At 73.6% G+C, this 12,716-nt stretch carries 13 protein-coding genes; 4 read left to right on the forward strand and 9 right to left on the reverse strand.

The genetic code is table 11. From position 1 onward, the window contains the following. The first annotated feature begins 135 nt into the window (after positions 1–135). The 3 genes from IEV86_RS04100 to IEV86_RS04110 are packed head-to-tail and all read left to right on the forward strand — an operon-like array spanning position 136 to position 3,498. Positions 136–609: an Lrp/AsnC family transcriptional regulator gene (locus IEV86_RS04100; RefSeq protein WP_043605008.1), complete on the forward strand. Its 474-nt coding sequence runs from the start codon at positions 136–138 to the stop codon at positions 607–609. After that, positions 606–2,027, forward strand: coding sequence for an aspartate aminotransferase family protein (locus IEV86_RS04105; protein ID WP_052426081.1), 1,422 nt, complete (start codon positions 606–608; stop codon positions 2,025–2,027). The genes IEV86_RS04100 and IEV86_RS04105 overlap by 4 nt, the downstream gene beginning before the upstream one ends. A gap of 7 nt (positions 2,028–2,034) precedes the next feature. Then, on the forward strand, positions 2,035–3,498 hold the full coding sequence (locus tag IEV86_RS04110) for an NAD(P)/FAD-dependent oxidoreductase (protein WP_081978639.1): 1,464 nt from the start codon (positions 2,035–2,037) through the stop codon (positions 3,496–3,498). 45 nt (positions 3,499–3,543) lie between these two features. On the opposite strand, the gene dxr is transcribed toward IEV86_RS04110, so the two are convergent. The 8 genes from dxr to rpsB all read right to left on the reverse strand — a co-directional run bounded on the left by dxr (position 3,544) and on the right by rpsB (position 10,786). Further along, complete coding sequence (gene dxr / locus IEV86_RS04115; protein WP_043605059.1) at positions 3,544–4,728, reverse strand: 1-deoxy-D-xylulose-5-phosphate reductoisomerase; 1,185 nt, start codon at positions 4,726–4,728, stop codon at positions 3,544–3,546. Positions 4,729–4,789: 61 nt separating this feature from the next. Then, a complete protein-coding gene (locus tag IEV86_RS04120; protein WP_043605011.1) occupies positions 4,790–5,341 on the reverse strand; it encodes a DivIVA domain-containing protein in 552 nt (183 codons plus the stop codon). Beyond that, a complete protein-coding gene (rlmN, locus tag IEV86_RS04125) occupies positions 5,338–6,426 on the reverse strand; it encodes a dual-specificity RNA methyltransferase RlmN (protein ID WP_043605062.1) in 1,089 nt (362 codons plus the stop codon). Before rlmN ends, IEV86_RS04120 begins: the two co-directional genes overlap by 4 nt. Before the next feature lie 79 nt (positions 6,427–6,505). After that, positions 6,506–7,366: a phosphatidate cytidylyltransferase gene (locus IEV86_RS04130; protein ID WP_052426082.1), complete on the reverse strand. Its 861-nt coding sequence runs from the start codon at positions 7,364–7,366 to the stop codon at positions 6,506–6,508. Next, a complete protein-coding gene (gene frr / locus IEV86_RS04135) occupies positions 7,366–7,923 on the reverse strand; it encodes a ribosome recycling factor (protein ID WP_043605017.1) in 558 nt (185 codons plus the stop codon). Before frr ends, IEV86_RS04130 begins: the two co-directional genes overlap by 1 nt. Before the next feature lie 36 nt (positions 7,924–7,959). Beyond that, entirely contained in the window at positions 7,960–8,712 is a 753-nt protein-coding gene (gene pyrH / locus IEV86_RS04140) for a UMP kinase (protein ID WP_229734461.1), read from the reverse strand. 106 nt (positions 8,713–8,818) lie between these two features. Further along, a complete protein-coding gene (gene tsf / locus IEV86_RS04145) occupies positions 8,819–9,658 on the reverse strand; it encodes a translation elongation factor Ts (protein ID WP_043605020.1) in 840 nt (279 codons plus the stop codon). Positions 9,659–9,748: 90 nt separating this feature from the next. Continuing rightward, positions 9,749–10,786, reverse strand: a complete 1,038-nt coding sequence (gene rpsB / locus IEV86_RS04150; protein ID WP_043605023.1) for a 30S ribosomal protein S2 — start codon at positions 10,784–10,786, stop codon at positions 9,749–9,751. A 384-nt stretch (positions 10,787–11,170) separates the two neighbouring features. Here rpsB and IEV86_RS04155 point away from each other — a divergent pair, with 384 nt between their 5' ends. After that, complete coding sequence (locus IEV86_RS04155) at positions 11,171–11,698, forward strand: M23 family metallopeptidase (protein ID WP_052426083.1); 528 nt, start codon at positions 11,171–11,173, stop codon at positions 11,696–11,698. A 153-nt stretch (positions 11,699–11,851) separates the two neighbouring features. Here the strand turns inward: IEV86_RS04155 and whiG are convergent, their stop codons facing one another. Continuing rightward, a complete protein-coding gene (gene whiG / locus IEV86_RS04160) occupies positions 11,852–12,709 on the reverse strand; it encodes an RNA polymerase sigma factor WhiG (RefSeq protein ID WP_081978640.1) in 858 nt (285 codons plus the stop codon). Between the last annotated feature and the right edge of the window lie 7 nt (positions 12,710–12,716).

The following is a 12,716-nucleotide window of genomic DNA, read 5'->3' on the forward strand; positions in this document are numbered from 1 at the left end:
ACGAGGCCAGGTCACGGCTCGCCGCCGTCGATTTCCTCGCCCGCGACCGTCTCGAACGACGAGATGCGCGGCGGAAGGCACGCCGTTCCACGGATTCGCTTGCCTTGCCGCGTCCGACGCGGGACCATCGCGGACATGGCCGACCAGCGCAAGCCGCCGCCCGTGACCCTCGACGCGACCTCCAAGGGCATCATCGAGCAGCTCCAGGAGGACGGCCGTCGTCCCTACGCGGCGATCGGCAAGGCGGTCGGCCTCTCGGAGGCGGCCGTGCGGCAGCGGGTCCAGCGGCTCGTCGAGTCGGGCGTGGTGCAGATCGTCGCCGTGACCGACCCGCTCCAGGTCGGCTTCTCCCGCCAGGCGATGATCGGGATCAAGGCCGAGGGCGACCTCCAGGGTCTCGCGGACGCGCTCGCCGACATCCCCGAGGTCGACTACGTCGTCGTGACCGCGGGCGCGTTCGACGTCCTCGTCGAGGTCGTGTGCGAGGACGACGAGCACCTGCTCCAGGTGCTGAACAACGACATCCGCACGTTGCCCGGCGTGCGCACCACCGAGACGTTCGTCTACCTCAAGCTGCGCAAGCAGCTCTACAACTGGGGGACCCGATGACCGAGCCCGTCGAGCACACCGGCGCCGCGGCGGCGACCACGTCCCGCACACCCGCGGGCACCGACCGCATGCAGGCGGCGCGCGACCACCTGTGGGGCCACATGACGCGCCACTCGACGTGGGAGCACGGCCCGGTGCCGGTCGTGGTGCGCGGCGAGGGCCACCACATCTGGGACGCCGACGGGCGCCGCTACATCGACGGCCTGTCGGGCCTCTTCGTCGTCCAGGCGGGTCACGGCCGCGTCGAGCTGGCCGAGCGAGCGCGCCGGCAGGCGTCCGAGCTCGCCTTCTTCCCGCTCTGGTCGTACGCGCACCCGCAGGCGATCGACCTCGCCGAGCGCCTCGCGCACCACGCACCCGGCGACCTGAACCGGGTGTTCTTCACGACGGGCGGCGGCGAGGCCGTGGAGACGGCGTGGAAGCTCGCGAAGCAGTTCTGGAAGCTCCAGGGCCGCCCGGGCAAGCACAAGGTCATCTCGCGCGCCGTGGCGTACCACGGCACGCCGCAGGGCGCGCTGTCCATCACCGGCATCCCCGGCATGAAGGCGCCGTTCGAGCCGCTCGTGCCCGGTGCCCACAAGGTGCCCAACACGAACCTGTACCGCGCGCCCGAGCACCTGCGCGAGGACCCGAAGGCGTTCGGCCGGTGGGCCGCCGACCGGATCGAGGAGGCCATCCTGTTCGAGGGCCCCGACACGGTCGCCGCGGTGTTCCTCGAGCCCGTGCAGAACTCGGGCGGGTGCTTCCCCCCGCCGCCCGGCTACTTCGAGCGCGTGCGCGAGATCTGCGACCGGCACGACGTCCTGCTCGTCTCCGACGAGGTCATCTGCGCGTTCGGACGCATCGGCAGCATGTTCGCGTGCGACGACTACGGGTACGTCCCGGACATGATCACGTGCGCCAAGGGCATGACGTCGGGCTACTCCCCCATCGGCGCGTGCCTCGTGTCGGACCGTATCTTCGAGCCGTTCCGGCACGGGACGACGACCTTCTACCACGGCTACACGTTCGGCGGGCACCCCGTGAGCGCGGCGGTCGCCATGGCGAACCTCGACCTCTTCGAGCGCGAGCGCCTCAACGACCGCGTCCACGAGAACGCGCCCGTGTTCCGCCGCACGCTCGAGAAGCTCCTCGACCTGCCGATCGTCGGCGACGTCCGCGGCGACGGGTACTTCTACGGCGTCGAGCTCGTCAAGGACGCGACGACACGCGAGACCTTCGACGACGACGAGAGCGAGCGGCTGCTGCGCGGGTTCCTCTCGCACGCGCTCATGGACGCGGGTCTGTACTGCCGTGCGGACGACCGCGGGGACCCCGTGATCCAGCTCGCTCCCCCGCTCACGTGCGGCCCGGCGGAGTTCGACGAGATCGAGCAGATCCTGCGCGACGTCCTCACGCGGGCCTGGGCGCAGCTCTGACGACGTGGTGACGGACCGTCGTCCGGGGCCGGGCGGGCCGGCCCCGGACGGGGCGGACGCGCGCGACGCACGTGACGCGCCGGCCGCCCGGCCCTACCGCGACGTGTCGCTGTGGCTCGACCAGGTGGCCGACGACGGCGACCGCCTCGAGCCGCGACCCGGGCTCGACCGCGCGACCGACGCCGACGTCGTCGTCGTGGGTGGCGGCCTCACGGGGCTGTGGACCGCGTACTACCTCACCGCCGCCGATCCGACGCTCGACGTGCTCGTCGTCGAGCAGGAGGTCGTCGGCTTCGGAGCGAGCGGCCGCAACGGCGGGTGGTGCTCGGCGCTGTTCCCGACGTCGGCCGCTGGGCTCGCTCGTCGGCACGGGACGCCCGCCGCCCTGGCGATGCGGGCCGCGATGCGCGCGACCCTCGACGAGGTCGAGCGCGTCGTCGCCGTCGAGGACCTGCGGTGCGACCTCGTCCGCGGCGGCACGGTGACGCTCGCGCGCACCACTCCGCAGCTCGCACGCGCGCGCGCCGAGGCCGCCGAGGCCGAGCGGTGGGGCGACCGGTTGGACCTGCTCGGGGCGGAGGACGCACGGCGCCGGCTGGCCGGGCGGGGCACCCTGGGCGGCACGTGGACGCCGGACTGCCTGCGCGTCCAGCCCGCGCGGCTCGTCCGCGGCCTCGCGCGCGTCGTCGAGCGACGCGGTGCACGCGTCGCCGAGCGGACGCGCGCGGTGGAGGTCGCCCCGGGCCGCGTCGTCGTCGAGCACGCGGGGCGTCGTGCCGACGTCCGGGCGCGCTGGGTCGTGCGAGCGACCGAGGCCTGGACCGCGCGGCTGCCGGGGACCCGCCGGGCCGTCGCGCCCGTGTACTCGCTCATGGTCGCGACCGAGCCGCTCCCCGAGGACGTCTGGGAGGGCATCGGCCTCGCGGAGGCCGAGACCTTCTCCGACCACCGCCACCTCGTCGTCTACGGGCAGCGCACCGCCGACGGCCGCCTGGCGTTCGGCGGCCGCGGTGCCCCGTACCACTGGGGCAGCGCGATCCGGCCCGGATCCGACCGCGAGCCGACGGTGTTCGCGGCGCTCGAGAGGACCCTGCGCGACCTCCTCCCCCAGCTCGGCGCCGCACGCGTCACGCACCGCTGGGGCGGCCCGCTCGGGATCGCCAGGGACTGGCACGCGTCCGTGGGCGCCGACCCGCGCGGCCTCGCCTGGGCGGGCGGCTACGTGGGCGACGGCGTCGCCACGACGAACCTCGCGGGTCGCACGCTCGCCGACCTCGTCACCGGCCGGGACACCGCGCTGACCCGGCTGCCCTGGGTCGGCCACCGGTCACGCCCGTGGGAGCCCGAGCCGTTGCGCTGGCTCGGGATCAACGCGGGGCTCCGCGCCGCGGCGCTCGCGGACGTCGAGGAGCGGCTGACGGACCGCCCGAGCGCCGTCGCGCGCGTCATGGCTCCGCTCACGGGGCACTGAGCCGCACGGCGCCGGTCAGCGCCGGTCGGCGCCGGTCAGCGCCGGTCAGCGCCGGTCGAGCAGCTCGTGCGTGCGGGCGCGCGCCCACGTCTCGGCCGCCAGGACGGTCTCGAGGTCGAGGTCGCCCTCGGCCCGGTGCTCGCAGAGCACGCGCTCGACCGTCGCGACGACGTCCAGGAACCCGATCCGGCCTGCGAGGAACGCGTCGACGCACTCCTCGTTGGCGGCGTTGAGCACCGCCGGGTGCGTCGGGGACGCCTGCACCGCGTCGCGCGCGAGGCGCAGGGCGGGGAACACGTCGTCGTCGAGCGGCTCGAACGTCCAGGCCGTCGCCGACGTCCAGTCGCACGGCGGCACCGCGGACGGCACCCGGTCGGGCCAGGCGAGGCCGAGCGCGATCGGCAGGCGCATGTCGGGCGGTGACGCCTGCGCGATGGTGGACCCGTCGACGAACTCGACCATCGAGTGCACGACGGACTGCGGGTGCACGACGACCTCGATGTCCTCGACCGGCACGTCGAAGAGCAGGTGCGCCTCGATGAGCTCGAGCCCCTTGTTGACGAGGGTCGCGGAGTTCACCGTCACGACCGGCCCCATCGACCAGGTCGGGTGCGCGAGCGCCTGCTCGGGCGTCACGGCCTTGACCTCGTCCCGGGTCCAGCCGCGGAAGGGACCGCCCGACGCGGTGAGCACGAGCCGTCGCACCTCGTCCCGCCGGCCGCCGCGCAGGCACTGGGCGATGGCGGAGTGCTCGGAGTCGACCGGCACCACCTGGTCCGCGTGCCGCTGGGCGGCTCGGACGAGCGCCCCGCCGACGACGAGCGACTCCTTGTTCGCGAGCGCCAGCGTGCTGCCGGCCTCGAGCGCCGCGAGCGTGGGCCGCAAGCCGATCGACCCCGTGATCCCGTTGAGCACGACGTCGGCCCCGCGCCCCGCGAGGACCGTCGCGGCGTCCGGTCCGGTGATCAGCTCGACGCCCATCGCGCCGACGCCGCGCTCGGCGGCCACGCGCGTGACCGCCTCCAGCACGGCGACGCCCGCGCCCGGGTCGGCGACCGCGACCGTCGTCGCACCGGTCTCGACGACCTGCTCGGCCACGAGCCGGGGGTCACGGCCGCCCGCCGCGAGACCCACCACCCGGAAGCGGTCGGGGTTGCGGCGGACGACGTCGACGGCCTGGGTGCCGATCGACCCCGTCGACCCGAGCAGGACCACGGTGCGCTGGTTCACCCCGGCATTGTGCAGCAGCGGCGCGGCGCGGCGTGGCGGGTGGCGCACGAGCGCGGCGCCGTCACTCGACGCCGAGCAGCACCTCGACCGCGCGGGCGCAGAACGCGTCGACCGCGGGCTCGCCGTACGCCTTGGCGCCGCGCGCCCGACGGAACGTGGCGCCCCGGACCTCCTCGGACGTCAGGCTCTGGCCGTGGTCGAAGTAGTCGACGAGGCGGTGGCACAACGCGTCGACGTCCTCCGGCAGGTAGCCCTGCTGACCCCGGCGCGCCGGCGCGAACCGCTCGCCGTCGGGCCGCGTGAGGCGGCCGTAGAGGGTGCGGGCCTGGCCGGCGAGGTGGTCCATCCACGCCTGCTGGCCGTTCGCCGCGATGAACTCGGTCCGCTGACGCGCGACGAAAGCGCGCTCCAGGCGGTCCATGGCCGCGTCGACGGGTCCGGTCGCGTACCCGCCGCGCACGAGGTCGAACGCGGTCTCGCGGACCTCCGCCGCGGTGAGCGGCTCGTGGCCGTCGCCCTCGTAGACGCGGCGGGCGCGCGAGAAGAACTCGTCGACCTGCGCGGGGTCGTACCCCGAGCGCAGGCGGCCGACGGTGCGGAACAGGGTCGTCATCGGTCCTCCGCTGCGAGCTGGCCACAGGCCCCGTCGATGTCGCTGCCGCGGGTGTCCCGGACGGTCGTCGGGATCCCGGCAGCGCGAAGTCGTGCGACGAACTCCGCCTCGACGGCGCGCTCGCTCGCGGTCCAGATCGACCCCGGCGTCGGGTTCAGCGGGATCGGGTTGACGTGCACCCAGCCCCGCCCCCGCGCCAGGAGCTTCTCCGCGAGGAGGTCGGCGCGCCAGGCGTGGTCGTTCATGTCCTTGATGAGGGCGTACTCGATGCTCACGCGTCGTCCGCTCGACTCGAAGAACCGCCGCGCCGCGTCGAGCGCCTCGTCGACGGTCCACCGGGTGTTGATCGGCACGAGCTCGCTGCGCAGCTCGTCGTCGGGAGCGTGCAGCGACAGGGCGAGCGTCACCGGGATGCCGGTCGCCGCGAGCTTGTCGATCGCCGGGACGAGCCCGACGGTCGACACCGTGACGTTCCGCGCCGAGAGACCGAGACCCTCGGGGGCCGGGGCGACGAAGCGACGGACGGCGTCGACCACGGTGCGGTAGTTGGCGAGGGGCTCGCCCATGCCCATGAAGACGACGTTGGTCAGCCGACCGGGCCCGCCCGCGACCTCGCCCCGCTGCAGGGCGCGCGCCGCGTGCCGGACCTGCTCGACGATCTCCGCCGTCGAGAGGTTGCGCGTGAGGCCCTGCTGCCCGGTCGCGCAGAACGGGCACGCCATGCCGCAGCCGGCCTGGCTCGAGACGCACAGCGTCGCCCGTCCGGGGTAGCGCATGAGGACCGACTCGACCTTGACGCCGTCGAACAGGCTCCACAGCGTCTTCACCGTCGTCCCCGCGTCCGCGGTGAACGTGCGCACGGGCCGCAGGAGCGGCGGGAAGAGCTCGCCCACGAGCGCGTCGCGGGTCGCCTTGGGCAGGTCCGTCATCTCGTCGGCGTCGGCCGACAGGTGGCCGAAGTAGTGCGTCGCGAGCTGCTTGGCGCGGAACGGCTTCTCGCCGAGCTCGGTGACCGCGGTCGCACGCTCCTCGGCGGTCAGGTCGGCGAAGTGCCGCGGCGGCTTGCCGCGACGCGGGGCGCTCATCGTGAGCGTCAGGGGGGCGCGACCCTCGGCGGAGGGCCGGACCTCGTCAGCACGGGCGTTCACAGCACAGGTCCCATCGTCAGTCGCCCACGACCGGGAGGGCCATGAGGAGCACCACGTACACCAGGGGTGCCGTGAGCAGGAGCGAGTCGAGGCGGTCGAGCACGCCGCCGTGGCCGGGCAGCAGCGTGCCCATGTCCTTGAGCTCGAGGTCGCGCTTGAGGAGCGACTCGGCGAGGTCCCCGATGGTCGAGGTGAGCACCGCGGCGACGCCGAGGAGGACGCCGAGCGCAGGCGACGCGCCGAAGCCCCAGACGAGCCCGACCGCCCCGACGACGGACGCGAGCACGACCGACCCGCCGAGACCCTCCCAGGTCTTCTTCGGGCTGACGGACGGCGCGAGCGGGTGGCGTCCGGCGAGCACCCCGGCGACGTAGCCGCCCGTGTCGCTCGCCACCGCGAGGAGCACGAACAGCAGCACGCGCCGCGGACCGTCGGCCTCGGCGAGCATGAGCATCACGAAGCCGCCCATGAACGGCACGTACGCCGTCGCGAACGTCCCCGCGGCCGCGTCGCGGACGGCGGCCGGACCGCTCCCGTCCAGGACGCGCCACACCACGACCCCGCCCGCGGTCAGCAGGAACGCGACGTAGAGCGCCTCGGCACCCGAGACGTACGACGACACGAGGATGCCGGTCGAGCCGACGAGCATCGGCAGCAGCGGCGGGTGGATCCCGCGCCGGCCGACGGCCTGCGTCAGCTCGTACAGCGCGGCGCCGCACGCGACGACCGCGAGGACGAGGAACAGCTCCTTGCGGACGAACAGCGAGAGCAGGACGAGCGTGAGCAGGCCGAGGCCGACCGCGACCGCCAGAGGGAGGTTGCGGCCGGCCCGTGGCGCAGTGCGCTGCACGGCATCGGCACCTGCGAGATCAGCCATCAGACCTCGAGCAGCTCGCTCTCCTTGTGGGCGAGCACCTGGTCGATCAGCTCGACGTGCTTCTTGGTGAGCGACTCGAGCTCCTTCTCCGCACGCGTGACCTCGTCCTCGCCGGCCTCGCCGTCCTTGACGATGCGGTCGAGCTCCTCCTTCGCACGACGTCGGACGTTGCGCACGGAGACGCGCGCCTCCTCCGCCTTGTGCTTGGCGAGCTTCACGTAGTCGCGGCGACGCTCCTCGGTCAGCTGCGGGAGGACGACGCGGATGATCCGACCGTCGTTGCTCGGGTTCACGCCGAGGTCCGAGTCGCGCAGCGCACGCTCGATGCTGCCGAGCGCGCTCTGGTCGAACGGGGTGATGAGGATCGTGCGCGCCTCGGGCGTCGTGAACGAGGCGAGCTGCTGCAGCGGCGTGGGGGCGCCGTAGTACTCCACCTGGATCTTGGTGAACATCGCGGGGTTGGCCCGGCCCGTCCGGATGGTCGCCATGTCCTCCTTGGCGACCTCGACCGCCTTGTCCATCTTCTCCTCGGCCTCGAGGAGGGTCTCGTCGATCACCGGTGCTCCTTCGTCTCGTCGTCGTGCCGCGTCCGGTCAGCCGGCCGTGAGCAGCGTGCCGATCTTCTCACCCCGGAGCGCACGCGTGACGTTGCCCGCGGCCTCCATGCCGAAGACGCGCATGCGCACGCCGTTGTCGCGGCACAGGCTCAGCGCGGTCGCGTCCATGACCTCCAGGCCCTCGACGAGCGCCTCGGTGTAGGTGAGCTGGTCGAGGCGCACCGCGTCGGGGTTCGAGCGCGGGTCCGCCGAGTAGACGCCGTCCACGCCGTTCTTGCCCATCAGGACCTCGTCGCAGTGCGTCTCGAGCGCACGCTGGACCGAGACCGTGTCGGTCGAGAAGAAGGGCATGCCGGCCCCGGCCCCGAAGATGACGACGCGGCCCTTCTCGAGGTGACGGATCGCCTTGAGCGGGATGTACGGCTCCGCGACCTGACCCATCGTGATCGCGGTCTGCACGCGGGTGCTGACCCCCGCCTGCTCGAGGAAGTCCTGCAGCGCGAGGCAGTTCATCACCGTGCCGAGCATGCCCATGTAGTCGGCGCGAGCCCGGTCCAGGCCGCGCTGGGACAGCTCGGCACCCCGGAAGAAGTTGCCGCCGCCGACGACGATCGCGACCTGGACGCCCTCGCGCGCCGCGTCGGCGATCTCCCCCGCGATGCGCTGCACCACGTCGGCCGCGAGGCCGATGCCGCCCCCGCCGAACGTCTCGCCGGAGAGCTTGAGGAGCACACGCCGGGCCTGGTGGGCGCGGGACGGGTGCACGGGTGCGATCTGGTCCTGCGTCACGCTTCCTCCACGGTGTTCGGGCCGGGACGCGAGTCCCCCTGGTGCACGACGGCGGCCCGGGCCACCAGGACCGCGGGCCGCCGTCGTGACGCTACAGGTCGGTCGGTCAGGCGCCGACCCGGAAGCGGGCGAACGCCGTGACGGTGCCGCCGGCCTCGGTGAGCACCTGGCCGACGGACTTCTTCGGGTCCTTCGCGAACGCCTGGTCCACGAGCACCGACTCCTTGAAGAAGCCGTTCAGGCGCCCCTCGACGATCTTGGGGAGCGCGGCCTCGGGCTTGCCCTCGTTGCGCGAGGTCTCCTCCGCGATGCGGCGCTCGGACTCGACCGTCTCGGCGGGGACCTCGTCGCGCGTCAGGTACGCGGGCGAGTACGCCGCGATGTGCATCGCGACGTCGCGCGCGACCTCAGCACCCTTGGCGTCGGAGCCGACGAGGACGCCGACCTGGGGCGGGAGGTCCTTGTTGACCTTGTGCAGGTAGACCGCGACCTTCTCGGCGGACACCCGGGCGACGCGGCGGAGGACGACCTTCTCGCCGAGCGTCGCGGCGGTCTCGTCGATCGTCTCCTGCACGGTGCGGCCGTCCAGGTCGGAGGCGAGCACGGCGGCGACGTCGTCGGTCCCGGCCGCGACCGTGGCGGCGAGCACCTTGTCGGCGAGCGCCACGAACGTCGCGTTCTTGGCGACGAAGTCCGTCTCGGAGTTCAGCTCGATGAGGACGCCGGTCTGGCCCTCGGCGCCGTCCTCGACGTGCGCGGCGACGAGGCCGTCCGACGCGGCGCGACCCTCACGCTTGCTGACGCCCTTGAGCCCCTTGACGCGGATGATCTCGAGCGCCTTCTCGGCGTCGCCGTTCGCCTCGTCCAGGGCCTTCTTGACGTCGAGCATGCCGGCGCCGGTGCGCTCGCGGAGCGCCTTGATGTCTGCGGCGGTGTAGTTCGCCATGGGTTCGTGTCCCTCTGTCTGTCGGCTCAGGGCGGCCCGACCGGCCGGGTTCCGGCCGGTCGGGCCCTGGTCAGGTGCGCAGCGCGCGGGTCAGGCGGAGGCGGTGTCCTCGGCGGCGGGCTCCGAGGCACCTGCGGCCTCGGCGGCCGGCGCCGCGTCCTGGCCCGACGGCGCCGCGGCGTCGTCCGTGGTCGTCCCGATCGCGTCGACCGGGCTCTCGACCTCGGCCGCGGCGGCCTCGGCGGTCGCGGGCAGGTCGTCGGCCTCGACCGGGGCGGCCGGCTCGGCGTGGTCGCCGCGCTCGGCCACCTTGGGCTCCGTGTGGACCTCGGCACCGGTGCCCGCGTCGCCGGCGCCGGCGAGGAGCTCGCGCTCCCACTCGGCGAGCGGCTCGGCGGTCGCGTCGGCCGCACCCTCGGCCTGCGCCTGACGACCCGAGTGGCGGGCCATGAGGCCCTCGGCAGCGGCGTCCGCGATCACGCGGGTGAGCAGCGTGACGGCGCGGATCGCGTCGTCGTTGCCGGGGATCTGGTAGTCGACCAGGTCGGGGTCGCAGTTCGTGTCGAGGATCGCGACGACCGGGATGCCCAGCTTGCGCGCCTCGTCGACGGCGAGGTGCTCCTTGTTGGTGTCGACGACCCAGATGGCCGAGGGCACCTTCGCCATGTCGCGGATGCCGCCCAGCGTCTTCGCGAGCTTGTCCTTCTCGCGACGCATGATCAGCAGCTCCTTCTTGGTGTAGCCGCTGCCCGCCACGTCGTCGAAGTCGATCTCCTCGAGCTCCTTGAGGCGCTGGAGCCGCTTGTTGACCGTGGTGAAGTTGGTCAGCATGCCGCCGAGCCAGCGCTGGTTGACGTAGGGCATGCCGACGCGCGCGGCCTGCTCGGCCACGGGCTCCTGGGCCTGCTTCTTGGTGCCGACGAAGAGGATCGTCCCGCCGTGCGCGACGGTCTCCTTGACGAACTCGTACGCGCGGTCGATGTACGACAGCGACTGCTGGAGGTCGACGATGTAGATGCCGTTGCGCTCCGTGAAGATGAAGCGCTTCATCTTCGGGTTCCACCGGCGGGTCTGGTGCCCGAAGTGGACACCGCTCTCGAGCAGCTGGCGCATGGTCACGACGGCCATGGCACGTCCTTCCGGCGCGGCTGGTCGCAGCCGCGCAAGTGCAGGCGGGTCCGGCCGAGGCCGTCCCGCGATCCGGTTGTCGACGCCGGCTCGGTGCCGGACGTCCCTGGCGCCTGCGGTGCCGACACCGGGCACGAGGCCCGGACCGTCGTCGGCACGCGCCCGACCTGCGACCCGGGGGCCGCTCGCGGTCGGTGGGAGGCGCGCGATGTCACCCGGCGGACCGGGTGCAACGGAAAGCGTACCCGACGCGGGGCGGGCGGTGGACCGCACGCCGGGGGCACGGGTCCCCCGCCGGCGTCCCCGGTGGCAGGGGCGGCCCCGCGTCCACAGGCACCCGGGTCCCGCCCGCCCGGCGTCCGACGACGGCTCCACCGTTGCGGCATGCGCGCACGCCCCCTCCCCGCCGTCCTGGTCACGGTGACGCTCACGACGCTCCTCGGCCTGCAGGCCGTCGTCGGCGGTGACCTCGCGTGGGCGTCGGCGGTCCCCGTCCCGTCGGTCGTGGTGCGCGTGCCCGTCGACGGGACCGCACGCGTGCTGCGGCTGTTCGACCCGCCCGCGCAGCGGTGGTCCCGGGGCCACAGGGGCGTGGACGTCGAGACGGGACCGGGCGGGCTCGTGCTGGCACCCGCGGACGGGACGGTCGCGTTCGTCGGCCGGGTCGTGGACCGTGGCGTGGTCTCGATCGACCACGCGGGAGCGCTCCGCTCGAGCCTCGAGCCGGTCACGGCGACGGTCGCGGCCGGCGACGTGGTCGCCGCGGGCGACGTCATCGGCGTCGTGGAGCAGGGATCCACGCACTGCCGGGGACCGTGCGTGCACTGGGGCGTGCGGCGGGGCGGCACCTACGTCGACCCGCTGGGGCTGCTGCCCGGTGCGCGGGAGGTTCGCCTCCTGCCGAGGCCGTGAGCGTGAGCTCACCGCAGACCCCCCGCGCCCGTGGCCTCCGACCACCCGCGCCGTCGGCGCCGGTGACCACCGACCACCCGCACCGTCGGCACTCGTCGCCGCAGGGCGACCCGCACCGTGGCGCGCGACCGGGTGAACCGCCGGGGCGAGCGCTCAGCCGCGCTCGCTCTCCTGGAGCGTGCTCCGCAGCCGCAGCATCGCGGCGGTGTGCATCTGCGAGATCCGCGACTCCGTCACACCGAGGATGCGGCCGATCTCGGCGAGGGTCATGCCCTCGTAGTAGTAGAGGACCAGCACGATCTTCTCGCGCTCGCCCAGCTTCTCGATGGCGCGCGCGAGCAGGATCTTGGTCTCCTGCGCCTCGACGCTGCCCGCCGGGTCGACAGCGCCCGGGTCCTCGAGCGTGTCGAGCAGGGACAGCGAGTCGCCGCGGTCGCTGCCCCCGCCGAGGAGCTCGTCCAGCGCCGCGACGTTGACCGTCGAGAGCTGCGTGAAGACGGCACGCAGCTCACCCACGCCGATCTTCAGGCGGTCCGCCACCTCCTGCTCGGTGGGCGCCCGCCGGAGCTCGCCCTCGAGCTCGGCGAACGCCCGGTCCACCGCTCGGGCCTTGGTCCGCACCGACCGCGGGATCCAGTCGATGGCCCGGAGCTCGTCGATGATCGCGCCCCGGATCCGCGAGCTCGCGTACGTCTCGAACTTCACCGCGCGGTCGGTCTGGTACTTCTCGATCGCGTCGATGAGGCCGAACATGCCGTAGGACACGAGGTCGGCCTGCTCGACGGTGCTCGGGAGCCCGGCGCCGACGCGGTTGGCGACCATCGTGACCAGCGGGGCGTAGTGCAGGATGAGCCGCTCGCGCGCGGCCCGGTCGCCCGTCTCCTTGAACACCGTCCACAGCGACTCGACGGCCACCGCGTCGTCGGCGGCACCGGCGACGTGGGGGTGCGGCACGACGCGGCCGACGGTGCGCCGTGTCACGGCGCCCGACGGGCGAGCCTGTGCTGGCATCTGGATG

This window comes from Cellulomonas carbonis (genome assembly GCF_014636275.1).
Classification (GTDB): domain Bacteria; phylum Actinomycetota; class Actinomycetes; order Actinomycetales; family Cellulomonadaceae; genus Actinotalea; species Actinotalea carbonis.